The sequence below is a fragment of the Stenotrophomonas sp. NPDC047960 genome (assembly GCF_043204395.1).
Lineage (GTDB): Bacteria > Pseudomonadota > Gammaproteobacteria > Xanthomonadales > Xanthomonadaceae > Stenotrophomonas.
On the sequence record NZ_JBIDBX010000008.1, the window covers coordinates 1 to 24,416 of the forward strand.

Sequence of the window (24,416 nt, forward strand, 5' to 3'; positions counted from 1 at the left end):
CCTGCGCGCGCCATCGTGCCACCCCACTTTATTTCGTAATGTATTACATACCATGTAATTACATACTATTAAAGCAGGTAGACGACCGCTCGTCGGCGAAAATAGTTATACGGGATAATATTGAATTATCCCGCGTAACCGGCGTTTCGGCCATTTCAAGTCGTCAAAACGGTACGAAACCGCCCAAGGCCGGCGATCGCTGGGTACTATGGCCCAGAGCGGAAAGGAGGCCAGCCGGGGTGCAAGCAGGCGCCGCCACCGAACTCGTTGGCCATCAAAGGACTGTGCATGCCGATCGAACGTATCGTCATCGACAATTTCAAGTCGTTTCGCCATCTGGACCTGCCGCTCAACGCCCACATGAACTTGGTGGTGGGCGATAACGAGGTCGGCAAGTCCACTCTGCTGGAGGCCATCCACGCGGTGGTCACCGGCCAGCTGCATGGGCGCAATCTCGCCTACGAGCTCACGCCCTACCTGTTCCATCAGCCGACGGTGCGGGAGTACTTCGCGGCGCTTGCAGCAGGCACGCCGGCCTCGCCGCCACGGATCTCCATCGAAGCCTATCTGGGCGGCGATGCCGCGCTGGCGTCGTTACGCGGCACCAACAACTCCCTGCGCCTAGATACTGCCGGCATCCGGCTGCTGGTCGAGCTCAACGACGACTACCGCGAGGAGTTCAACGCCTACCTGCAGCAGCACCAGGGTGCGGTCAGCCTGCCGGTGGAGTACTACACGGTGCGATGGTATTCCTTCGCCAACAATGGCGTCACCGCCCGCAGTATTCCGTTCGACTCGACCATCATCGACACGCACGGCATCAAGACCTTGTCCGGTGCCGATCGCTATATTGCCGGCATCATCGAGCAGGCACTGACGCCTGCGCAGCGCGTCTCGCTGTCGCTCAGCTTCCGACGCATGCGGCAGAGTTTCTCCGAAGAAGCCGATGTGGCGGCCATCAATGCCTACCTGACCGAGCACACCGGGGACATCAGCCACCGAGCGCTGACGGTGGGGGTGGATACATCGCCGCGCTCAACATGGGAAACCAGCCTGTCTCCGTACCTGGATGAGCTCCCCTTCACCCAGGCCGGCAAGGGGGAACAAAGCGCGGTGAAGATGAAGCTGGCCATGCACGCGGCAGGGGCGGCCCACGTGCTGCTGATCGAAGAGCCAGAGAACCATCTGTCCTTCTCCAGCATGACGCAACTGATCGACAAGATTGCGACCCTCTCCACCGCGCAGCAGGTGATCATCGCCACCCACAGCAGCTTCGTGTTGAACAAGCTGGGCGTGGACAATGTGATCCTGTTCAGCGCGCAGGGCCAGATGAAGCTGGACCAGCTGCCGAGCGATACACACGACTATTTCATGAAGCTGCCAGGCCACGACACGCTGCGGCTGATCCTGGCCAAGCAGGCAATCCTGGTGGAGGGCCCGTCTGATGAGCTGATCGTGCAGCGTGCCTACAGCGACCACCACGGCGTGGCGCCGATGGCTCGTGGCGTAGACATCATTTCGGTCAAGTCGTTGGCATTCAAGCGCTTCTTGCAGATTGCAGATCGGCTGAGAATTCAGGCCAAGGTGATAACCGACAACGATGGCGACATCGCCGTTGTGCAGGAGCGCTATGCCGAGCACATCAACGCGATCTATTACGATTCCGATGAGAGCGCCCCGTCGCTGGAAGAGCAGCTGATCAAAGCCAATTCGCTGGCCGAGCTCAATACCGTGCTGGGCAAGGCATTTGCCGATGAGGTAGCGTTGCTCAAGTACATGAAGGGCCATAAGACCGACACGGCCCTGGCGATCTTCAACAGCCCGCATTCGATCAGGTTCCCGGACTATGTCCAGCGTGCCATCACCTAACCGGGTACTGCTCTCAGCGGCCGGCTCGGGCAAGACCACCTTGCTGGTCCGGCAGGCCCTGGAACGCCCTGGGCGCCGCATCGCGATTGTGACCTACACGCTGGAGAATCTAGAAGAGATCCGGCGCTCGTTTGAGGTCCACGCTGGTGCGGTCCCCGCGCATGTCACCTTGCACAGCTGGTATGGCTTCCTACTGCGCCAGTGCATCCGCCCGTACCAGGCGGCACTGTGCCCTGAGCCTCGCATCGAGACCATCCTGTTCGTAGAAGGTGTCACCAACAACCGGGCCCCACGCACCCAGGTGGCGCGCCACTACCGGGCAGGCAACCGGATGTATTCGGACCGGGCCGCCGACTTTGCTGTGCGCTGCGATGAGCTGACCCAAGGTCAGGTCATCGCACGCCTGGCGGCCATGTACGACGAGCTCTACATCGACGAAGTTCAGGACCTGGCCGGCTTTGATTTGGATCTGGTCGAGCGGCTGTTGAAGAGCCATATCGCCGTCACGTTGGTGGGTGATACGCGGCAGGCGACGTATGCCACCAACTATGCGCAAAGGCACAGCCAGTATCGTGGACCCAATCTGGCAGCGCTGTTTCAGATCTGGGAGTCGGACGGCTTATGCCAGCTGGATCACCGCCTCATCAGTCTGCGCTGCGTCCAGGCCCTGTGCGATATGGCGGACACGCTCTATCCGCAGATGCCGCGAACCCAATCAGGCAATGGCGAGGTCACCGGGCACGATGGCATCTACCTCGTCGCTCCAGCGGATGTTGCAGCGTATATGCAGGAGTTTGCCCCCACCGTGCTCCGGCATGACCGGCGGCAAGCGTGCGACGGACTACCGGCCGTGAACTTTGGGCAGTGCAAGGGCCGCACCTACAGTCGAGTCCTCATCTTTCCGAACGGGCCATTGACGCAGTACCTGCGCACCGCAGATGCGGCGCGTATCACCGCGCCACCGAAGTACTACGTGGCTTTCACCAGGGCGCGGCAAAGCGTGGCCTTTGTGTATGCCGGCGCGTGCGCCCTGCCGGGTCATCAGCTCTATGCGCCAGCCAGCGCAGACGCATAGAGCCACGGACAGCGATCACATCTTCTTCAACGGCGCCCCGGTGGGTGGCGGTGGCACCGGGCCCGGGTCGTTGAAGCACAGCATGACCTGATCGATGCCGAATTGGTCGGCCAGCACGCGGGCGGTCACCGCGTGCACCAAGTCCAGGTCGACTGAGGGCGCAGCGACCGTGATGGTGGCAGCGATCGCACGGCCATGTTCTTTGCCGGGGACCAGGCGTAGATCGTCTACCGCCTTCACACCGGGGTCGGTAAACATCGCCGCACGGACCTGTTCCAGGTTGATCTCGTTCATGATGTCGAGGACTCCAAGGCAGTGCGATCGCCGCGGGGAGCTCGGTCGCGATGCAGCCAACGATAGAGCACCGGCAGCACCAACAAAGTCAATGCGGTGGATGAGACGATGCCGCCGATGACGACGGTGGCCAGCGGTCGCTGCACCTCCGAACCAGCACCGACATTCAAGGCCATGGGCAGGAAGCCCAGCGAGGCTACCAGGGCGGTCATCAACACCGGCCGCAGGCGTCCAAGGGCGCCGTCGCGTACCGCCTCGTCCAGCGGATCACCCTGTTCGCGCAAGCGGCGAATGAACGCGATCATGACCAGCCCATTGAGTACGGCCACGCCCGACAGTGCGATGAAGCCCACGCCGGCCGAGATCGACAGCGGAATCCCACGCAGAGCCAGTGCCAGCACACCGCCGGTCAGCGCCAGTGGCACGCCACTGAACACGATGGTCGCATCCTTGGCCGAACCGAAGGCCATGAACAGCAGAGCGAAGATCAACGCCAGTGTCACCGGAACGACCACCCCCAGGCGTTGGGTGGCCGAGATCAGCTGCTCGAAGGTGCCGCCGTAATCGATCCAGTAGCCCTCTGGAAGCGTGACATCCTGGCCGATGCGCGTGCGCAACTCGCCGACGAACCCGCCCAGGTCGCGTTCCCGCACATTGGCGGTGATCACCACACGCCGCTTGCCGTTCTCCCGATTGATCTGATTGGGCCCGCGTTCCACCTGGATCTTCGCCACTTCCCGCAGTGGCACCGTACGAGGCCCGCCATTGGCGCCGGCGGCCAGACGGCTGGACTCATCGACACTGGTGCTTGCCGGCAGCGGAATGGGCAGATCTGCCAGCACGGCCGGGTCTTGGCGCTGGGACTCGGGCAGGCGCACCACCAGGTCAAAGCGTCGGTCGCCGTCGATCAACTGGCCTGCGATACTGCCACCAATGGCCGTGGCCACCGTTTCCTGCACATCGCCCGGGTTCAGGCCATACCGTGCCAATGCCGCCGGATCTGGCGTGATGGTCAACAGCGGCAGGCCCGAGACCTGCTCGGCCTTGACGTCTTCGGCGCCAGGGACGCTGCGCATCACCCGCTCGACCCGGCTGGCCAGACGCGTCAGCTGGTCCAGATTGTCGCCGTAGACCTTGACCGCCACGTCCGAACGGACGCCGGAGATCAACTCGTTGGTGCGCATCTGGATGGGCTGGGTGAACTCGTAGTTGCTGCCCGGAATTTCCTTGGCCGCCGCCTCCAGCTCTTCCACCAGCTCGGCCTTGGGCTTGCGCGGATCGGGCCACTGGCCGCGGGGCTTGAGCATCAGGAAGGTGTCGGCCATCGACGGGGGCATCGGGTCGGTGGCCACCTCGGCGGTGCCGATCTTGGAGAAGATGTTGGCCACCTCCGGGAACTGGGCCAGGCGCTTCTCCAGCGTTTCCTGCATAGCCACCGACTGCTCCAGGCTGGTGCCGGGAATACGCATGGGCTGCAAGGTGATGTCGCCCTCATCCAGGCTCGGCACGAACTCCGAGCCCAAGCGGGTGGCCAGCACGCCACAGCCCACCACCAGCACGGCCGCGCCTGCCAGCACCACGACCCGGCGCCGCAGTGCCCAATCCAGCAGCGGCGTATAGCGGGCCCGCGACCAGCGCATGAGGCGGTTGTCGTGCTCAGCCACGCGGCCGCGCAGGAAGGTGGCGATCGCCGCCGGCACGAAGGTCAGCGACAACACCATGGCGCCGGTAAGGGCGAGCACCACCGTGATCGCCATCGGGTGGAACATTTTTCCTTCCACCCCGGACAGCGCGAAGATCGGCAGGTAGACCGCCGCGATGATGCCCAGGCCAAACAGGCTGGGACGGATCACCTCGGCGGTGGCCGAGGCGGTCAGGTCATAGCGCTCTTCATCGTTGAGCTGGCGGCCCAGCGCGTGCTGCGCCTCCCCGAACCGGCGCAGACAGTTCTCGATGATGATCACCGCCCCGTCCACGATCAGGCCGAAGTCCAGCGCACCCAGACTCATCAGGTTGCCCGATACGCCGCCACGCACCATGCCGATGATGGTGAACAGCATCGCCAGCGGAATCACCGCCGCGGTGATCAACGAGGCGCGCACATTGCCTAGCAGCAGGAACAGCACCACCACCACCAGCAGCGCGCCCTCGATCAGGTTCTTGGACACCGTGCCGATGGTGCGGTCCACCAGCGCGGTGCGGTCATAGACGGCCTTGGCATGTACACCGGCAGGCAAGCTGGCGTTGGCGGCGTCCAGCTTGGCCGCGGCCGCCTGGGAGACTTCCCGGCTGTTGGCGCCGAACAGCATGAAGGCGGTACCGACCACGACCTCATGGCCATTCTGGGTGGCCGCGCCGGTGCGAAGCTCCTTGCCTTCGCCGACGCTGGCGACGTCGCGCACCCGGATGGGCACGCCGTCACGGCGGTCCAGCACGATGTTGCCGATCGCCTCTAGATTGGCCAGCTGACCTGGCACGCGCACCAGGAACTGCTGGCCATTGCGCTCGATGTAGCCGGCGCCAATGTTCTGATTGTTGCGCATGACCGCGGCGACCACGTCGTTCAACGTGAAGCCCAGCGCCACCAGCTGGGCCGGGTCGGGGGTGATGTGGATCTGCCGCTCAAAGCCGCCGATGGTGTTGACCTCGGTGACGCCCGGCGTGGTGCGCAGCTGCGGCCGGATCACCCAGTCCTGCAGGGTGCGCAGGTCCGTGGCCGTGTACGGGGTGCCGTCGGGCTTGCGAGCGTTGGGCTCGGCCTCCACGGTGTACATGAAAATCTCGCCCAGCCCGGTGGAGATGGGGCCCATTTCCGGGTCCAACCCTTCGGGCAGCTGGGAAGAGATCTGCTGCAGGCGCTCAGCGACCTGCTGGCGGGCAAAGTACAGGTCGGTGCCGTCCTTGAACACGACAGTGACCTGGGAGAGCCCATAACGCGACAGCGAGCGGCTGTAGTCCAGCTTGGGCAGGCCGGCCATGGCCGTTTCAATGGCAAAGGTCACCCGTTGCTCGGCCTCCAGCGGCGAGTAGCCCGGGGCTTGGGTGTTGATCTGGACCTGGACGTTGGTGATGTCCGGCGTGGCGTCGATGGAAAGGTGACGGTAGCTCCACACGCCCAGCGCAACCAGCGCAGCGGTGAGCACCAGCGTCAGCCAGCGATGGCGGATGGACAGCCCAATGAGGCGTTCGAGCATGGCGGGCCTCATTCCTCTTCCACGGTGGACTTTTCGATGTCGGCCTTGATCAGGAAGCTCTGAGCCACCACCACCTGTTCACCGGCCTTGAGTCCTTCCAGTACTTCGGCGCGTTCGGCGTCGCGGCGGCCCAGCTTGACCGGCCGGGTGTGGTAGGTCTCGCCCTGCTGCACGTAGACCACGTCCTGGTCTTCAGCGGTCTGCAGCGCGGTGATCGGCACCACCAGCGCTGCCGATTGGCGATCCACAGTCACCCGCGCCTTGACCGCCGAACCGGGCCGCCACAGGCCATCGGTGTTGGCCACCGTGGCGCGCGCAATGGTGCTTTGGCTGGCGGTGGCGGTGCCGGGAAGGACGCGCTCTAAGGTGGTCTGCGCCGTGACGCCATCGCTCAAGCGGGTGACCGTCACCGGCACGCCGGCACCGATGTGCTGGACGTCGGCCCCGAAGATGTGCAGGTCCACCCACAGCGTGGACAGGTCCGCTACCTCGAACAGCGGTGCGCCCTCAGCGGCTGCCATGCCCACAGCGGCCGTACGCGCCATGACCACGCCACTGATCGGCGCGGTGACGGTGTAGGTGGTCAGGCTCAGGTTGCTCTCCACGGTGGCCAGTGCCTGGCCGGCGCGTACCTGATCGCCCACGCCGGCTCGCACGGAGCGGACCGGTCCGGGAAAGCGTGCAGTGACCTGCGCGATGCGCCCGTCAATCGGGGTCAACAGCCCTTGCACCTCATGCTCATCGGCAATCTCACCGGGGCCTGCAGGCGCGACCTGGATACCCGCCGCCTGCGCCGCTTTGGCGGCAATCTTGGTTTCCAACGGTGCCTCCTCGTGCTCACCGTGTTCTTCGCCCTCAGCGGCGGCGCCGCTCTCGGAGGCTTCGTTGGGGGCCGACGCGTTGCAGGCGGCCAGCATCAGGGCCATGCCCAGTGCGGTCCAGGAAAAGCGATTCATGGGGTCTCTCCAGTGGAAGCGGCCGCCGGCGGCGTGACAAGCGCCTGGCCGGTCAGTCGTTGAATTTCGATCAGGGCGCGCTGCGCATCGAGCGCCACGTCCAGCTGCTGCTGGGCCATGGCCGTGCATTCGGACTGCAACTGTGCCCATTCCAGGTAGCTGATCGCGCCAGCGCGATAGGCGCGCTCGGCGGCCTGCTCAGCCCGGGCCAGCTTCGGCAGCACGTCGCCTTGCAACCGTGCCACCTCGGCCTGTGCCACGGTGTAGCGGCCATGGGCCTCGACCAACGTGGAATACAGCGACAAGCCCTTGGCCTCGCGCTCGATTGCCAGCACCTCCAGTTCGGCTTCACCGGCGCGAATCTCCGGCTGTGCACGGCTGCGGCTGCCCAGCGGCATGGACAGGCTGGCCACCAGCGCGGTGTCATCGGACTCCTGCAGGCGACGCACACCCAGCTGCCAGGACAGGTCCGGCGCGGCCGCCGAACGCGCCAGCTGCAGTCGTGCCTGCGCGATCCGACGGGCGTCGGCAAACTGCGCCAGTTCCGGAGTCCGCTCCAGCTCCTCGGCCAGCGTCTGCATGGACGCGATCGCCGGCAAGACCATGGGATCGGCCGCAGCCACCTCGAAGCTGGGAGCACGTTCGCCCCACAGTGCGGCCAGATGCTGACGAGCGGCGATTCGCTGCTGCTCGGCCCGATCACGGGTCAGCTCGGCCCGCGCCAGTGCAGCTTGGGCGGTGAGCACCACCGATTCTGGTGAGGCGCCGGCCTGTAGGCGCTGCCGGGCGGCCGCCACGGTCCGCTGGCGCTGACCGACATCCATGTTCGCCAGTTTGCGTTGCCGATCGGCACCGACCACGGCCAGGTAGCGCTGCGCCGTTTCGGCGAGCAGGTCCAGTCGGCCGGTCTCCCGCTGCACGGCCAGTGCATCAATCCGGCCCTGGGCCAAGGTGCGGCGGGCGTCGAGCTTGCCGCCGCGCTCCAGCACCGAGCTCAGGCTCAGGGTCAGCTCGGCGCTGTCCAGGCCGCGAGCGGCGCCGCTGCCCAGCGCATTTTCGACCTCCGCCCCCAACGTCCACGGTGGCCGCTGTACGGCCTGGTCGCGCTCGGCAGCGAGCACGATGGCCCGCGCATCGACCAAGCGCAGCTCGGGGTGGGTTTGGGCCACGCGTGCAAACGCGTCGTCCAAGGTCATCAACTCGGCGGCCGCGGCCGCCGCCGTCGTCGCCGCGCTGCCCAACAGCAGCCATGCGGCCAAGGCCGCCAATCGCACATGCATGGAAGTACTCCGAAAGATTTCGATATCAACAAACGATCACCACCGCGCGCAGCAGCGGGTCGCTGGGCCGGCACTGCCGGCGGACATCACCCTGCGATCGGAGGCCGGAACGGCGCGACCGGATGCTCGTGCGGATAAGAGCGCGTGTTGGCTTGGATCACCGGAAAATGCCGGCCGATGTCCGCCACGGCCAGCAGGATCTCAGGCGCTGGCGCGGCCTGGCTGCAACACAGCACCAGCTGCTGAAGCCGGTGCAGGGCGGCGTCTACGCCACGCTCGGAAGCTGGCGGCGCCACTGCCGGGCCGCGGTCGGCAGTGACCAGGTGGGTTTGGGCATGCAGCTCGCCGACCAGGGCCAGCACCGGCTGTGTCACCAGGCCCACGGCCAGATGCGCCAGCAGAAGCCAGCGCAGGCCCGAGCCCTGCCGGCCAAACCTGGTCATGCAGCCGTCTTGCGCGCGTCGGCACGTGCCCGGCGGGCATCACCCAAAATCTCGAAGGCTTCCTTGATCACATACAGGCCGATCAGGGCGCCGATCACGAAATCCGGGTACGGGCTGGCCAGCCACCACACCAACAGACCGGCCAGGATCACCCCAACATTGGCGACCACATCGGCCCGCGTGAACAGCCACGTCGCTCGCAGATGCACTTCGCCGGACTTTAGCGGCGCCAGCATGCGCAGCACGGTCATATTGACCGCCAGCGACAGCAGGGCGGTGCCAATCATCCAGCCGCTGACCGGCTCGGCGCCGTACATCACGCGACGGCCGACCTCAACCAACACGCCCACACCCAGCACAAGCAGCACGCTGCCGCTGACCCACGCGGCATTGGCCTTGAATCGCGCCGTGCGCCCGATAGCGACCAGGCCAATGGCATAGGCGGTGGCATCGGACAGCATGTCCAGAGCGTCGGCCAGTAGGCCAGTGGAATGGGCAATCCAGCCGGCGATGCCGCCGATCACGGCCATCGCCGCGTTCAACGCTAGGGCGATCCAGAGGACGCGCCGCTCCTGCGCATTCTTGGCCTCGTGGTGGCAGCCGCAATCACTCATCGGAACATCTCCAGTCGCAGGGAAGCCGGGCCCGGGCGGGCCGCTGGCATGACACAGCAGGTGAGGGTAAAGTCCGTAGCTACTACGGAGTCAAGCGTACTACGAATGAAAATCAGTGAGGCTGCCGACGCCAGTGGATGCCACCTGGAGACGATCCGCTATTACGAGCGGATCGGCCTGCTGCCGCGCCCGGGGCGCTCGGGCAATGGCTACCGGGTCTATGGCCCGGCCGACATCGAGCGGCTGCGCTTCATTGCGCGCGGCCGGGACCTAGGCTTCAGCCTAGAGGAGGTCCGCAGCCTGCTGCAGCTGGCCGGCGATGAGGAGCTTTCGTGCGGGGACGTGGATCGGCTGGCACGCAGCCATCTGACCGACGTGCGGGCGCGCATGGCCGACCTGCAGCGCATGGCCAGCGAGTTGGAACGGGTGATTGCCAGTTGCCACGGTGGGCAGCGGGCGGAATGCACCATCCTGTCGACCCTGCGGCAGCCGGTCGCTGTGGAGGCCACGCGCCAGTGACCGAACTGGACCGCTACCTCGATGCGGCCACGCGCCAGAACACGGTGCGCAGCTATGCGTCGGCGCTGCGGCACTTTGAAGTCGAGTGGCAAGGCCACCTCCCAGCGACACCTGACAGCGTGGCCCGATACCTGGCCGCGTATGCGCAGACCCTGGCCACCAGCACCCTTCGCCAACGCCTGGCGGCCATCGCCTCTTGGCACCGCGACCACGGATTTGTCGATCCCACCCGGTCGCCGCTGGTGCGCAAGGTGCTCAAAGGCATCCAGACCCTGCACCCCGGGCAGGTCAAGCAAGCCGCGCCGCTTCAGATTCGGCGGCTGGTCGAGCTCGACGACTGGCTGGCCGCTGCGATCGCGGCGGCACGCGCGCGGGGCGACGGAGCGGCAGCGCTGCGCCACCAACGGGACCGAGCGCTGGTGCTGCTCGGATTCTGGCGTGGCTTTCGCGGCGATGAACTGCTGCGTCTGGACGTGGCCCATCTCACGCTGGTGCCGGGACAGGGGATGACCTGTTTCCTGCCGCGCAGCAAGGGCGATCGCCGAGCGGCCGGCGTTACCTACAAGGTGCCGGCGTTGTCGCGGCTGTGCCCGGTGGAGGCGACCCAGGTGTGGCTGCAGGCGGCCGACCTGCAGGAAGGACCGGTATTTCGGGCGGTCAACCAATGGGGCCAGGTGAGCGCCGAAGGCCTCCATCCCAATAGCTTGGTGCGCCTGCTACGCGAGTTGCTGACCAGTGCCGGCTTTGCCGATGCGGGGCTCCACAGCAGCCATTCGTTGCGCCGCGGCTTTGCCAGTTGGGCCAACGACCAAGGCTGGGACATGAAGGCGTTGATGGAGTACGTGGGCTGGCGCGATGTGCAGTCGGCCATGCGCTACCTGGATGGGCGTGACCCGTTTGCCCGGGACCGCATTGAAGCGAGCCTACCCAGTCCAACCGCGCCGGTACCGGCGATGGCACTGCCGGCACCCGAGGGCAAATCTGCGCTGCAGCTCCGTCTGCGCATGGTGCTGACCCCGTTTGCCCGCGCGGGCCGCGGCGCGGCCAAGGCCCGGGGCCGGATTGAAGAGATCTGCTTGGCTCCGTTCCAGGCAGTGCGTCTGAACACCGCCAGCAGCGAGTACCGGTTAACTGTTCCCACCGATCCCGATCGGGATCTGGATGAAATCCTGGCCACGTTGCTCGATGACATGCACCGCATGGCCGATACGCACCAGTGTTTCCTGGAAGCGTCTCTCAATACAGACGACGGCCGGCACTGGGATTGATCCCCTCATAACCTCCGGATCCAATGGCTACCCTTCACGAGACCGCCTACCCGCGACTGAAGCCTGATCCCACCGCCAAGGAACTGGAGGAGATCTCTACCCCCACCGCCGCTGAGATTGCATTCGCCAAGCAGCTGACCACCCAGCCGGGTCCGCAACTGGCGGTACTGATCCATCTCAAGCTCTTCCAGCGCTTGGGTTACCTCACAGTGTTGGCCGAAGTGCCCGAGCGGATCCGGAAGCACATCGCCAAGGCCGCCCGACTCGGGCGCGTATTGGACACCGACCAGCTCGAACGCTATGACGCCTCCGGCAGCCAGCGCCGGCATATGCCGCAGCTGCGGCAGTTCATTGGGGTGCGTCCCTTGGACAAAGCTGGGTTGTCTTGGCTGGACACAGTGGCCACCGGAGCAGCCCAGACCAAGCACACTATCCCGGACATCGTGAACGTCCTGCTCGAAGAGCTGGTGCACCACCGCTACGAACTGCCAGGCTTCCGCACCTTGGAGCTGGCCGCCATTGGCGCACGCGAGCGGGTCAATTTGGGGTACTACCGCAGCATCAGCCACGCACTGACGCCTGCCACACGCACGCTCATTGACGAATTGCTGCGCGCACCGGAAGGCTCCAGATTTACTGGCTGGCAATCGCTCAAGCGCGAGCCTGGCCGGCCGACCAACAAGGAAGTTCGTTTTTATCTGCAGCACATCCGCATGCTGCAGCAGTTGGCTGACCAACTGCCTCCCATCGATGTGCCGGTGCCCAAGCTCAAGCAATTCCGTGCAATGGCTCGGGCCTATGACGCCAGCGAACTGGCCGAATTGGCTGAGGACAAGCGCTATGCGCTGGCCACCATCTTCATTCGCTCCCAGCACGCCAAGACGCTGGATGATGCAGCCGAGTTGTTCATCAAGCAGGTGCGCGGGCTGGAGAACACGGCCCAGCAGAAGCTGCTGGCTTACCAGCTCGAACATGCCAAGCGGGCCGACTTCCTCATCGGCCAGCTCAAGGAGATCCTGCAGGCCTATCAGCTCGACGGCAGCGATAGTCAGCGCGTGGATGCCATCGACAACAGCCTGGAAGCGGAAGTGTCGACCTTGCTGGCCGAATGCGAAGAACATATGGCCTACGCCGGGAAGAATTACCTGCCTTTCATGCTGCAGCCCTATGGCGCGGTCAGGCCGCTGCTGTTCAATGGGCTTGAGCTGATGAACTTGCGGGCGACCAGCCACGATGCCGGCATGGAGCCGTTGATCGCAGCCGTGCTCTCGCTGCGCAACCAGCGCCGTGAGCTGATCGAGGTCGCTTCCCTCGGTTTGGACCCGGAAAAGGACTTCGACTGGATGTCCAAGCTCTGGCGTCAGCACGTGTTCGGCAAGCGGGCCAGCGCGGCCGGCGCCGGCTGGATGCACCGGAAGTATTTTGAGGTGGCCGTGCTGGTGCAGGTCAAAGACGAGCTGAAATCCGGAGATCTCTTCATTCCCAGCAGCGAACGGTTTGACGACTACCGCGAGCAGCTGGTCGATGAAGCCACCTTGGCCCAGGAACTGGAAGCCTATGGTCAGGTGTCAGGCCTGCCCACCGACGCCGAGTCTTTCGTGGCGGGGTTGCGTGCACAATTGACCGCCTTGGCCGATGAGGTTGACGCGCGTTTCCCGGAAAACGCGCATGCGGACATCCTAGATGGGCGCCTGGTGCTGCGGAAGGGGCAACGGGCCGAAGTCTCCAGCGCGATTACCGCCGTGGATCGCCTCATCGCCGAACGGCTCCCAGAGTCCAGCATCGTAGATGTCCTGATCGATGCCAGCCAATGGCTGGATCTGCACCGTTTCTTCCGCCCGATCGCCGGTACCGAGAGCCAAGTCGAAGATCTGCCCCGACGTGTGATCACCACGCTATTTTGCTATGGCTGCAACCTGGGGCCGACGCAGACGGCGCGGTCGATCAAGGGTTTCAGTCGGCGCCAGGTCGCTTGGCTCAACCTCAAATACGTGACCGAGGATGTGCTTGAGAAGGCCATCGTGGAGGTCATCAATACCTACAACAAATTCGACTTGCCGGGCTATTGGGGCAGCGGGAAGAGCGCCTCAGCAGATGGCACCAAATGGAGCGTCTACGAGGACAACCTGTTGTCGGAGTACCACATCCGTTACGGCGGTTACGGTGGCATCGGCTACTACCACGTATCCGACAAATACGTGGCGTTGTTCAGTCACTTCATTCCCTGTGGCGTGCACGAGGGCATCTACATCCTCGACGGCCTGCTGGCCAACACGTCCGACATCCAGCCTGAGATCGTCCATGGCGACACGCAGGCCCAAAGCTACCCGGTCTTCGGTCTGGCCCACATGCTGGGCATCCAGCTGATGCCCAGGATACGAAACATCAAGGATCTGACATTCTTCCGGCCCGAACCTGGCAGGGCCTATAAGAACATCCAGGCATTGTTCGGAGACAGCATCGACTGGCAACTGATCGCCACCCATCTCCACGACATGCTGCGGGTGGTGATCTCGATCCGATTGGGCAAGATCACCGCGTCCTCGATCCTGCGCCGGCTGGGCACCTATAGTCGGAAGAACAAGCTGTACTTCGCCTTCCGGGAACTTGGCAAGGCCGTCAGAACGCTGTTCTTGCTGCGCTACATTGATGACAACGAGATCTGCAAAACGATCCATGCTGCGACCAACAAGAGCGAGGAGTACAACGGCTTCGTGAAGTGGGTCTTCTTTGGCAGCCAGGGGATCATTGCTGAGAACGTCCAACACGAGCAGCGCAAGATCATCAAGTACAGCCAGCTGGTCGCCAACATGATCATCCTCCACAACGTGGAGGGCATGAGCCGCACCTTGGCTGAGATGCGGAAGGAGGGGATTGAACTGACGCCCGAGATCCTGGCCGGCCTGTCGCCGTATCGGACCAGCCACATCAATCGCTTCGGCGACTACCATCTCGACCTTGATAGGGAAGTGGCGCCGCTGAGCTATACAGCGAAAGTCCTTGAACAGGCCCCATAGACGGGGAGATCCGCTATCGGGACAAGGAAATTATGATTTTGTTTCAATCGCTTAGGCGGTTTTTTGCCCTGTACGTAACGATTCCCTGCCGACCCTCTACTACTGTCGATTCCGACCACCTGCTTCACGGTGCCGGCCCAGTGCGGATACTGGCGCCGCAGTGCCGGCACGACGATATTCTTGACCGCGTAGTTTATTTTCAACCCTGCCTTGGCCGCTGGCGTGGCTTGCCGGTTACCGACCCAGATACCCATGACGCGGTCACCGTCGTAGGAGGTAATCTTGCCGCCCTCCTTCTTGATGATGGTGGCGGCGCAATGCAGGAACGCTTTGTAGATCTCCGCGCTCAGCCACCAATGCTCGGCATCGACCATCTTGGTGGAGCCTTTAAGGTCTGCGTACAGGACCGTGGCGCGATCAAACTCGACTGCGTCGTTGCCGAGCCGCAGATCCTCAGGATCGGGCACGACCTGGCCCTGTCGGGTTGACCATTCGTTTTGCGTGATCGCTTCCACTGCTGCCGTCATCTCTTCCAGCACTGTCATGGTCAGTCTCTCGGTCCAGCGGCGAGAATCCGGGCGCGGATCTGCTCGCACGCCGGTGCCAGCAAGGCACGGGCATCGGCACCAGGTTTGTATCGGTAAGGAACGGTAGTCAGCCCCGCCAGATCGCTCGGCAGCTTCAGCTTGTCTTCGCGCGGCTCCATCAGGAAGGCGCGCCGACGTCCCAGAAACCCAATGAACATGCCCAGCTCAAAGACGACGTTGTCGCGCATGACCGGCCACTCGTCACCGCGGCTGATCACCATGTCGTCGGCATGCGCCACGGCAATTGCAAAGTCCGCCTGCTCCAGCTGGGCCTCCAGCTCATCAAGGGTGTAGTTGGCCGCGCGGAAAACGCCGTGGTCCCAGACCACCGTCAGGAAGGGATCGTGCTCGAAATGCTGCACCAGCAGGCGGGTGACCGGCAGCGCCTCCACCGAGGACATCACGAAGACCCGGACCCGTTCGCGGGGGGCCGTAATCATTCGGTTACGCTCCTTCAGCCGGCGCGACAGAGCAGCTGCCAAGCGCCGCCAGATCAATGGGTGTGCATCGGCAGCGCGACTGAAATCGCTTTCAGGCACCTTCAACACCACTGTGGGCTCGGTGGCGGTAATGGTGGCCGCACGCAACTGGGTCGGCTCGATGGCTGCCATCTCCCCCACGTGTTCCCCGACTCGGCGGGTATTGACCACCTTGCCATTGACGATCACGTCCACCGCACCGGCAACGATGAAAAACACGTCGGTTTCGGCATCTTCTTGCGTGATGAAGGACGCGCCAGCCGCGACTTCCAGCAGTTCCCCGGCCTCAGCCAGCTGCGTGGCAGCAGCCTCCAGCCCCGCCAGGGTGCGGAACTCGGCCAAGGCCGCCACCAGTCGCCTGCCGCCGTCGGCAGAAAGTCGCTCGATAATGCTCGCCCCCATACCTTCCCTCCCTTGAAAGTGTGAACTGGCTCCCAATATACGACAAATGAACCAGCCGAAAACCGGTTGGTGCCCGGCCCGAGAGCGACGCGACCCGCTCCGGCTCGGTCTCCATTTGGCCGCAGGGAGCAGGACGATGGGACATAGCTGGAAGGAAGACCGCACCAAGAAGCGCCTTACCACGCGTTACGAGGAAGTCCGTAAGGTCGATATTCGTGACTACACGCGCGAGACCTCGTTGGACAATATCGCGGTCAACCGCGCCTATCGGGTTAACGGCGCGCATGTCTACATCGACATCGTCAATCTGCAGGACATGCTCAACTGCACCAATGTTGAAGGGGAAACGTGCCACAAGCGCGCTCTCCGCTTCCTGAATCAGCATTACCGCGCCGTCCACCGCCTCCTGGTCGAGAGTGAGACGGTCCGCGTGGATTTCCACAACCAACGGTTGCATGCGGTGGTCACCAAGCCCTATGGCGATGCCGATGAGCGCGCACGGATCGAGCGCGCGGTGGCCATTGCCCAGCTGACCATCGACGTTCTGGCCGAAACGGGCGATACGGATGAGCACATCCCTAATGCACAGGTCCGTGTGGGTATCGACAGCGGGCTGGCACTGGCCGTCAACAACGGTCGCCGCGCCAGCCGCGAGCCGCTCTTCCTGGGCTCCCCGGCAAATCAGGCCGCCAAGTGCGCCGGCCATGGCGTGGCGGAGGGCATTTACCTCACCCATGGTGCACGGGCGCTGCTCGAGCTGCCGGCGCTGAGCGGCGACAAAGACCGCACCACGCCGCTGACCCAGGATCAGGTGGCGGCCTGCGTTGAGGCGGCAGGCTTGGGCGTTTCCAAGACGCGGATCATAGAGCTCTGGAAGGAGGAGCAGGAGGACCTGCCCATTGGCGAATTCGAATTCAGCCGCCCTACCCCGCCGATTTCCGATCTGGACTTCAGCCTGCTTAGCGCTGCCAAGTCCAAGCGCTTCGAGGGTGTGTCGCTGTATGCAGACATCGACGGCTTCACCAACTTCGTAGATAAGCATCTGGATGAGGATCCGCAGCATCTGGTACGCGCTCTCCACGTGCTGCGGTCAGAGCTGGATGCGGTAGTGCACTTGGACTTTGCCGGGCGGCGCATTCGCTTTATCGGCGATTGCCTGCAAGGCGTGCTGCTGGAAGGTACCTCAAAGGAGACCGACACCGAAGCGACGGTGAGTACAGCTGTACAGTGCGCAGGCGCACTTCGCAGCAGCTTCGCCGTGGCCATTGACTACTTGAACTCCGAGGGTTCGATCACCGAGGAGCTGGGTCTGGCCATCGGCTTTGAGCTTGGGCCGCTGGCACTGTCCCGGCTGGGAATGAAGGGCAGTTTGGTGCGCTGCGCAACCGGCAGGGCGGTGCTGGCCTCGGAGGCCGAACAGCGGCAGTGCGATGGCGTGCAGACCGCGATCGGTGAGAAGGCCTACAACGCCGGTACCGACGCAGTTCGTCGAGTGTTCGCATCTGACCGAAAGGTGGCCAACCTCGATTACGCGGCAGCGGTGGAAGAACTGGCCGCGTCGGGTGACCCAGTGGCCAAGGCGGTGTTGGCGGCCCATTACGCAGAGGCGGCCCCCGCGGTGGTTCCCGGCCTTGAACAGCCGATCCGCCCGCACTCAGATATCCACTGATGGCGTTGGCCTTCGAATTGCTGCAAGGCGTGGCATCGGACTACGGTGCCACGCTGCATCGCGCCGCAGGCGGAGGGAGGGCTGAGATCTCGGTCACTCGTCCAGGCGGGGCTGTGCATGTTTTCACCCTGGCGATCTCCATCGCCGGGGAGCACGTGTCTGCTAAGGAAGTCCCAGGACACCACCAACTTCCGCAATTCTGCCCTGACAGACACATCAACCCCAACCAAAGCTTCTGCCTGGGATGGGGTGACGGTAAGCCGGGGCACATTATCGACGAAGCGGCAGCCAGACAGTGGTGGTCGACGGTGTATCGATTCTTGGCCCATCAAATCAGCGCGAATGTACGCAGGGTCTTCCCAGGTGCAGAAAACGGCCGCGCCCATGGCGACGCGGCCAAGCATCAAGCTATCGCGGAGCAGGCGGCCGAATGCCTGGGCCCAGAATTCAAGGCGGCGGCGCAAGCCGGTCTGTTCGAAGTCCTGCAAGATGTGCGGCCGGGAAAGCGTCGACTGGAGCTGTGGCGTGGCGATCAACTGATTGCGCGCGTTTCACTTCGCAGCAATTCCCTGATTTCCGGAAAGCTGGCCTGCCCCTGCGGTTGCCGACCGAAGCGCACGACAGCGGAATGCGCGGACCACGCCGAAGCTCTGGCGACCTATGTCCTGGAGCGGCACCGCTGCGCGCTAGCCGACAGGGCCTTCCTTGATCAATGCGCGGCAGCGGGAATGGCTTGCTGCGGGACCTTGGAGACATGCGGTCTTCGCAACGCCATCCGGCGCAAGCAAGTCGGATGCACGAAGAAAGAGAACCCTCAACATGCAAGAAGTTCGAGATACTGGCGACCGCCAGCCAAATCAAAGCGACCGCGTTAACGCTGCATGGCAGCAGCTTCAACTCGTTCTTGGCTTCTTCTCGCGAGTGGACACGAAGCTATCGGTGGGTCTGGGCATCAACCTGGGCATGCTGGCGATGCTCTCCACCCGAATCCCCAAGCCAGAAGATCTCACCCTGCTTGTTTCAGTCGTTGGCGTGCTGTTCCTGACGCCCCTCACTTTGAGCTTCTGGAACCTGTGGTTGGGCTATTTTCCCGATCTTCGCGGCGGATCCAATTCGCTGATCTTCTTTAGTCGAATCGAAAAAATGACCGAGTCTGAGTTCCTGCGCGCGTGTGAAACCAGAACGCTGGATGGGTTTGAGCGCGACGTGTTGGGCCAATGCTGGAGGAATTCCAAGATCCTGGTCGCTAAGTTCAAGTGCTTGAAGAGGTCTTACCTCGCTACCGCCCTGACCATTGCACCTTGGATGGCGCTCATTACCCTGCTGCCACCGCCTGTAAAGTAGCAGCACGCTATCGATCCGGTAAAGTCGGCACCATGGCACCTTGATTGAATGAATCCCCCTCGAATCAGGTGGGGGCGTCACCCCTTGGCAGCCATTGCATTTGGCTTTCGGGAAACAAGAGGGCCGACGGTCGCCAGCGTCTTTCCCTCATACAGTCCTCATCCATCGCCATTGCACCCCATCGAGCCACCAGCTCGACAGTACGTCCATGGAACGACTGCCTCACCGGATCGAGGGAAGCGGCGTGCGTGATGTCGCCCTCGCCGGCATACGTCCCAGCGGCGGCAATCCATCTCGCAGATGTCCGACTTCGGCCAGAAGTGGGCATCTACCCTACCCCCGATAACGAATCCTAATCATGAAGCTGGATGCCTCCTCCCGCGTTTGGCGGAGGACAACTTCCGGCCCAAAGCACCTCACAACCCGGCGTCCGAGTCTTCTGCTCGACTGCGTCTTCTACGCCGCCCTCTACTCCGCGATTCCCAGTGCATCATGCTTTCTGATTTGATCTTCCGGCTAAGCACCGGCTCTGGATGCCCTATCCATGGGGGGGGGCGCTCCTCAAGGGAGATCGCTTTTCGGAACGTTGCAGGAGTCGAACGCTACCGGGGTGTCTCCTAGCTCCTCACAAGCGGTCGCTAATGACACGAGGAACTCAACCGCAAGCTTTCAAGCTTTGAAAGCCCAACCGGCGCAATTTCGCATTCCCAACCATGCGATTTGAAAGTGCTTCCACGCCTAATTGCCCCCAATTAAGTGCATTGCAATCAATATGTTAGCCATATTGCAGGGGGTTGCGCGCACGAGTAGAGTTGTTGTCAGTGCGCGACCTTGCGCGGCCAGACCACGACTGAGTACGGCAGATGTCCGAAGACTCGCTCGAAACGAAGTACCTGCGCACCTTCGGCGCTGTTCTGTCTGCGGCCCAGACCGCAAGGATCCTTGGCTACAAGAGCACTGCGTCGTTGGCCAAGGCGCGCGCACGCGGGTCGCTGCCCTTCCAAATGTTCCTGCTGCCCAAGCGCCGCGGCTGGTTTGCCGACACTGTCGATGTTGCCGCCTTCGTGGATTCTGCGAAGGCATCGTCCGGCGGCTAGCCGCATTTCCCAACCCACCAGGAAGCCCTGAGCATGAGCTGAAACCGCCCTCTCTGACCCCTGGAAATGACAATGCCCCCGCGTCAACGAGGGCATTAGCCTCTCGAAAGAGCGAGAGGTAGGAAGTACTAAACACCAACAGGTTTAGGCTCCTTCATTTCTTCCGCGAAGTCAAGCCGCCAGTGATGGTCGGCCAGACAGGTGTTGCCTTTACATGGGCCGGCATATGCCGACCCGAGTGAAGGTTGCGCCCTGGCCCGCCCCGTCCCTCGCGGTGTGGTGCCACCGTGCACCTAATCCGGAGAAAACCATGCTTTCAGGAGCTGCCTGCCCGGTAATGTTCGACACTGCTCGGGTCAATCACCCCAACCTGCGCCCCACCGAAACTTCTTATGCCGCTTGGCCTGTACGCCGAAGCCGGCTAGTCGCCACTCTGCGCGGCATCACCCGCCACTACCCCGTGATGACTGCCGCGAACAGTCACCATGACTGGCTAGCTGGGTACGCGGCTCGCTTCTTTCAGTTTCGGTGCCATGCCCTTGCCGCTCCTCCGGTCACCGCCTCCCCTGCCGGCCACCGGCTAGGGATTCAATGGGAGAGGCGTCATGGCTAGTCTTCCCCACCCTTCAGTCACCTCATCAGACACCCCGCCCGCGTCTAGCAAGGAGGCGTACACCGCTCGCCCACTCACGCCCTCTGAATCCACCAGACTGGACGCCTACTACTACCAGTCACCAAGGAATAACCAACGCCTGGTTGCTGTCGTGGAACCATGCCGCTTGGCCTTGGCGCTGGATCTGGAGTTTGATCCAAGCGTGGCAACCTACGTTGAGCGCCCTAGAACATTACTGGTGCGTGGCCGAGATGTTGAGCTCTGCTTCTGGATCTCCAGGAAGTGTGGCACCGAAAGCTTCATCGTATTCCGCAGACAGGCCGCCGCCACTGTTCCGGCGCTCCGCGCCGAACAGCAGTTTTGCGCCGAACTGATGGAAGCTTCACAGCGTGCGGGTTTGGACCTTGCAATCCGGAAGTTGCAGTCCATTCTTGCAGCACGGGTGGCCAATGCCACGCGACTTGAGCTGCTTCCTTATGTGCAGGCAGCTAGACGGTCGCGAGGAATCAGTGTCTTCATTGACGCAGTGATGACCCACATGAGAAGGCACCCCGTCAGCTCTTTCCATGCAATCGAAACGAGCCTGCGCCCGACGTTCGATTGGCGGGATATTCGCAGTGCGACCTGTCTTCTGGTACATCGCGGGGACCTGGCGATCAACTTCAATGAGAGGCTTCGGACCTCGTCGTCAGTTACGCTGGGAGCAAACCCATGAGCGGGGTGAGTCGCGAGGAGCTACTGTCCTGGGATCTGCTTAGTCCTCAAGGGCTGACCTCAAACCAACTCAAGTCCTACCAGGCTCGCGTTGACGCAGTTCATGCCGTCGTCGCAGGCTCCTCGATCGCTGCGGTCGCGAAGCGTCACGGGCTGAACGCCAAGACGCTTGCATTGACGCTGCGAAACACACAGCAGACGTCCCCAGATGGGCGGCCGTGGGGTTGGCGCGCCTGCCTGCCATACAGAGTAAGAAATTCCAGCCAACGCCTTGCCGCAGAATTTCCAGCCGCTGCGGGACCGGGAGCATTCAATTCGTTCCTGAGAAAGCTCCCGGAATTCGAAGAAATGCTCATAGGCTACGCCGGCCCACTGCCTTCGAGAAATGAGCGCAGCCCCAAGTTTGATCGATTCTTCAAACTACTGAAGAAGACTGTGCAGAAGTCGGTTCCGGCAGATCGCTATCCAGCTAACGACAAATCATGTGCGAGGAGAAGCGTCCTGCAGTACCTAAAAAGACTGCGTCAAGGCTCTCCGTTTGTAGATGATGGCTTCGAGATAGAGGACGCAACCCTAGCCAGCCAGCTGAACGAAGTGTTTGCGCTACAGATGGGTGACTGGGTGCAGTTCGATGGACACTCTTTGGACACGAATTTCAATGTTGAAGGCGAGGACGCGGATGGGAACCCGTTCTTCCAAACGATCACGAAGACGTGGTTGATAGTCGGCTACTTCGCGCTGATGCGGCTCTGCTCTAGCTGGTGGCTCTCCTTCTCCACCAACTACAACGGAACCGAATTCAACGCGGCATGCGCAGAAAGCTTGCGAGAAAGGTCCGTTCGTGACCTCGTTGTGCCCTCAATGAACTATGAGCCAGGGGCGTGCATCGGATCCTTGTCCGTCATTGGATTTGTGGCAACGGGAGCAATTACGAGTGTCGACAATGCGATGGCTCACAAATTGAAGGTCAATAGGTTGCGAATGGCGTCGGAGCTGATGGGTGTCATTCATCTTGGGCATAGCCATGTTCCTGAAACGCGTGGTCACCTCGAAGCGTGGAACAAGCGGATGGAAGAAGCGGTGGTCCGAAAGCTGCCAGGCGGGTTCCGGCCGGCGGGCGAGCTGTCCGATGCGACCAAAACGAATGGCTACAAATTCGAGAACTTCCCAATGCAGCCCACGGCACTCGAAGATCTCATGGATGTCACGATCGCGGCTTCTAACATATCGCCGATCAACACGCTCCAGAACCGCACGCCAGTCGAGGCGCTTCAGTCTTTTGCAGCGTCTGGCGGATGGCTGTTTGCCACCAAGGATCACGAGGATCGGGCTCGGTCACTTTCGAAGCACAACTTCTCCGTAACCATTCGTGGAGATCGACGTAAGAGGCGTCAGCCCTATGCGCGCTTTGGGCACGCGAAGTATCGAGCCGCATCAATGAAGAACAGGTGGGACTTGTTAGGCCAGAAATTCGCGGCAGAGGTCGACATCCACGATGGAAGGTTCTTGCATCTATACACCGCGTCAGGAGAGCTGTTCGTAGTCCTGAGGGCGCTCCGCCCTTGGGGTCGCTCACCGCATAGCCTTGCGCTTAGGCGGTTAATCCAACGCCGAAGCCGAACGGATGGCTTCGAGATCAGTGGTGCAGAAGATGCGGTCATCGCGTACAGGGAGCATGTAAGAAGGAACTTCAGCTCAGAGCACGGCGCTGCGCTTGCAGCAACGCGACACCGGCGTGACCTAGATGCGGCATCTGAGGCTTCACCGGTGGCTAAGGAAACGACACTGCCTTTGGCCGAGACCGGCCAACAGCGAGCACCTGCTGAGGACTTGTTCGTACCCATTACCGGCCGGGTCAACTTGGGCAGGAAGGGGCCGAAGCAATGACAACGTTCAACTACAAAGGAGAGCCCATCATCCCGACCCGCGGCATGGAAGATGCTCTGACCAAGATCATCTCCGCACTTGAGGTTGACTACCGCGGTATCGGGTTTCATTCGCTGACCCGGTTCGGAAAAAGTACCCTCGCGCAGTTCATCTGCGCAAACACTGAATGGACAGAATGCAAATACGTGGCCAAGCAGGCAAACCTCCGGGTGCTTGGTCCTGGAGAGTCCGCATTCCTGGACTGGTTCATTTCACAGCTCGGCTCACAAGTGATCTCCCACCAGGCTGCTGACCGAAAGATCGAGAGGATCGTTAATACCGTTGATCTGATGCTCAGGTCTGCAGGCGGCGGATCGCTATTCTTCATCGCCGATGATGCAAACTTGCTGGAGCAAGCCGCCTTTCAACATTTCATTACAATCGATAACGCGCTGGAGAAGAAGGGCATTTCGCTCTTTGTCATCTTCCTGTTTCAGGACAATCACACTTCCAGCCGGCGCGAAGAGATCAATAGAACCACGGTCACACCTCAGGTCCGTGGGCGCTTCTTGACCCGCTACCATCGCCTGCATGGAATTCGAGGGGCCCTGGACGTTGAGACGTTCTTGGAGCGCTTCGAGGACGAGGTAGAGGCTAGCGCCGGAGCCGGCGTTACCTTGCCCAGGAGCCTTGCGCCAGAGCTCTACGACGGGGAGTTCCGTTTACGGCATTTCAGTGAGCAGATCTGGAATGCCGGTTGCAGCTGTCGCGCCGCAGCCGGGCACTCCAGTCAAGATGAGTGGCCTCTCAAGGCTATGCGCCTCATTGCGTACTACTTGGCGACCAGGGTCATCTGCAAAATTGGCTTCAAGGAGGTCACGTCTAGTGACATTGAAATGTCGGTCGCCTTCTCGGATCTTGCTGCCTTTGATGGCGAATCGGGAGCGCTGACTTTCACAGCAGATGGAGGCATCAATGGATAGCGACAGTGAGGTCAGAACTGTAGCCCACCTACCGCCAGCGTGGAGTGCCGGCATTTCCCCGTTCGGATTCGTTGTTCAGACGCTGAGATTCAATAGCCTTTACTGCAGTGATGGTCATGGTGCGTTCGGCATT

Annotated in this window: 20 protein-coding genes; 12 read left to right on the forward strand and 8 right to left on the reverse strand. The window is 62.4% G+C overall.

Annotated features, from left to right (window positions below):
* Nucleotides 1–288: 288 nt before the first annotated feature.
* Both ACGFZ3_RS16660 and ACGFZ3_RS16665 read left to right on the forward strand, forming a co-directional pair.
* Nucleotides 289–1,869, forward strand: coding sequence for an ATP-dependent endonuclease (locus ACGFZ3_RS16660; protein ID WP_392923631.1), 1,581 nt, complete (start codon nt 289–291; stop codon nt 1,867–1,869).
* Nucleotides 1,847–2,944 (forward strand): UvrD-helicase domain-containing protein, encoded by a 1,098-nt coding sequence (locus ACGFZ3_RS16665; protein WP_392923634.1) that lies wholly within the window; start codon nt 1,847–1,849, stop codon nt 2,942–2,944. Before ACGFZ3_RS16660 ends, ACGFZ3_RS16665 begins: the two co-directional genes overlap by 23 nt.
* Nucleotides 2,945–2,959: 15 nt before the next feature.
* Here the strand turns inward: ACGFZ3_RS16665 and ACGFZ3_RS16670 are convergent, their stop codons facing one another.
* The 6 genes from ACGFZ3_RS16670 to ACGFZ3_RS16695 all read right to left on the reverse strand — a co-directional run bounded on the left by ACGFZ3_RS16670 (nt 2,960) and on the right by ACGFZ3_RS16695 (nt 9,725).
* Nucleotides 2,960–3,238, reverse strand: a complete 279-nt coding sequence (locus ACGFZ3_RS16670) for a hypothetical protein (protein WP_251755145.1) — start codon at nt 3,236–3,238, stop codon at nt 2,960–2,962.
* On the reverse strand, nt 3,235–6,432 hold the full coding sequence (locus ACGFZ3_RS16675; protein ID WP_392923639.1) for an efflux RND transporter permease subunit: 3,198 nt from the start codon (nt 6,430–6,432) through the stop codon (nt 3,235–3,237). Before ACGFZ3_RS16675 ends, ACGFZ3_RS16670 begins: the two co-directional genes overlap by 4 nt.
* An 8-nt stretch (nt 6,433–6,440) precedes the next feature.
* Complete coding sequence (locus tag ACGFZ3_RS16680; protein WP_251755150.1) at nt 6,441–7,388, reverse strand: efflux RND transporter periplasmic adaptor subunit; 948 nt, start codon at nt 7,386–7,388, stop codon at nt 6,441–6,443.
* A complete protein-coding gene (locus tag ACGFZ3_RS16685) occupies nt 7,385–8,668 on the reverse strand; it encodes a TolC family protein (protein WP_392923643.1) in 1,284 nt (427 codons plus the stop codon). Before ACGFZ3_RS16685 ends, ACGFZ3_RS16680 begins: the two co-directional genes overlap by 4 nt.
* Before the next feature lie 86 nt (nt 8,669–8,754).
* Complete coding sequence (locus ACGFZ3_RS16690) at nt 8,755–9,111, reverse strand: hypothetical protein (RefSeq protein ID WP_182338179.1); 357 nt, start codon at nt 9,109–9,111, stop codon at nt 8,755–8,757.
* The gene (locus ACGFZ3_RS16695) at nt 9,108–9,725 is read right to left on the reverse strand and encodes a cation transporter (RefSeq protein ID WP_182338178.1); all 618 of its coding nucleotides are present in this window, start codon (nt 9,723–9,725) and stop codon (nt 9,108–9,110) included. Before ACGFZ3_RS16695 ends, ACGFZ3_RS16690 begins: the two co-directional genes overlap by 4 nt.
* Before the next feature lie 105 nt (nt 9,726–9,830).
* Here ACGFZ3_RS16695 and ACGFZ3_RS16700 point away from each other — a divergent pair, with 105 nt between their 5' ends.
* From ACGFZ3_RS16700 to ACGFZ3_RS16710, 3 genes are read left to right on the forward strand one after another with little or no spacing between them, the layout of a single operon-like run.
* Nucleotides 9,831–10,244 (forward strand): helix-turn-helix domain-containing protein, encoded by a 414-nt coding sequence (locus ACGFZ3_RS16700; RefSeq protein ID WP_017160757.1) that lies wholly within the window; start codon nt 9,831–9,833, stop codon nt 10,242–10,244.
* Nucleotides 10,241–11,512, forward strand: coding sequence for a site-specific integrase (locus tag ACGFZ3_RS16705; RefSeq protein ID WP_102789687.1), 1,272 nt, complete (start codon nt 10,241–10,243; stop codon nt 11,510–11,512). The genes ACGFZ3_RS16700 and ACGFZ3_RS16705 overlap by 4 nt, the downstream gene beginning before the upstream one ends.
* 23 nt (nt 11,513–11,535) lie before the next feature.
* Complete coding sequence (locus ACGFZ3_RS16710; RefSeq protein WP_392923650.1) at nt 11,536–14,529, forward strand: Tn3 family transposase; 2,994 nt, start codon at nt 11,536–11,538, stop codon at nt 14,527–14,529.
* Here ACGFZ3_RS16710 and ACGFZ3_RS16715 read toward each other — a convergent pair.
* Nucleotides 14,496–15,074: an adenylate/guanylate cyclase domain-containing protein gene (locus ACGFZ3_RS16715; protein WP_392923653.1), complete on the reverse strand. Its 579-nt coding sequence runs from the start codon at nt 15,072–15,074 to the stop codon at nt 14,496–14,498. The genes ACGFZ3_RS16710 and ACGFZ3_RS16715 overlap by 34 nt on opposite strands.
* A 2-nt stretch (nt 15,075–15,076) precedes the next feature.
* Entirely contained in the window at nt 15,077–15,997 is a 921-nt protein-coding gene (locus tag ACGFZ3_RS16720; protein ID WP_102789235.1) for a TIR domain-containing protein, read from the reverse strand.
* A gap of 136 nt (nt 15,998–16,133) precedes the next feature.
* Between ACGFZ3_RS16720 and ACGFZ3_RS16725 the strand changes: the two genes are divergently transcribed.
* The 7 genes from ACGFZ3_RS16725 to ACGFZ3_RS16755 all read left to right on the forward strand — a co-directional run bounded on the left by ACGFZ3_RS16725 (nt 16,134) and on the right by ACGFZ3_RS16755 (nt 24,283).
* Nucleotides 16,134–17,666 carry an adenylate/guanylate cyclase domain-containing protein gene (locus tag ACGFZ3_RS16725; protein ID WP_102789236.1) on the forward strand — a complete coding sequence of 511 codons (1,533 nt, stop codon included), beginning with the start codon at nt 16,134–16,136 and terminating at the stop codon, nt 17,664–17,666.
* Nucleotides 17,666–18,541 (forward strand): E2 domain-containing protein, encoded by an 876-nt coding sequence (locus ACGFZ3_RS16730; protein ID WP_392923658.1) that lies wholly within the window; start codon nt 17,666–17,668, stop codon nt 18,539–18,541. The genes ACGFZ3_RS16725 and ACGFZ3_RS16730 overlap by 1 nt, the downstream gene beginning before the upstream one ends.
* The gene (locus ACGFZ3_RS16735) at nt 18,486–19,010 is read left to right on the forward strand and encodes a Pycsar system effector family protein (RefSeq protein WP_182338177.1); all 525 of its coding nucleotides are present in this window, start codon (nt 18,486–18,488) and stop codon (nt 19,008–19,010) included. Before ACGFZ3_RS16730 ends, ACGFZ3_RS16735 begins: the two co-directional genes overlap by 56 nt.
* An 863-nt stretch (nt 19,011–19,873) precedes the next feature.
* The gene (locus ACGFZ3_RS16740; protein ID WP_102789238.1) at nt 19,874–20,107 is read left to right on the forward strand and encodes a hypothetical protein; all 234 of its coding nucleotides are present in this window, start codon (nt 19,874–19,876) and stop codon (nt 20,105–20,107) included.
* Nucleotides 20,108–20,886: 779 nt separating this feature from the next.
* Complete coding sequence (locus ACGFZ3_RS16745) at nt 20,887–21,435, forward strand: hypothetical protein (protein ID WP_146027615.1); 549 nt, start codon at nt 20,887–20,889, stop codon at nt 21,433–21,435.
* Entirely contained in the window at nt 21,432–23,321 is a 1,890-nt protein-coding gene (locus ACGFZ3_RS16750) for a hypothetical protein (protein ID WP_392923664.1), read from the forward strand. The genes ACGFZ3_RS16745 and ACGFZ3_RS16750 overlap by 4 nt, the downstream gene beginning before the upstream one ends.
* Nucleotides 23,318–24,283: a hypothetical protein gene (locus ACGFZ3_RS16755; protein ID WP_102789240.1), complete on the forward strand. Its 966-nt coding sequence runs from the start codon at nt 23,318–23,320 to the stop codon at nt 24,281–24,283. Before ACGFZ3_RS16750 ends, ACGFZ3_RS16755 begins: the two co-directional genes overlap by 4 nt.
* Nucleotides 24,284–24,416 lie beyond the last annotated feature (133 nt).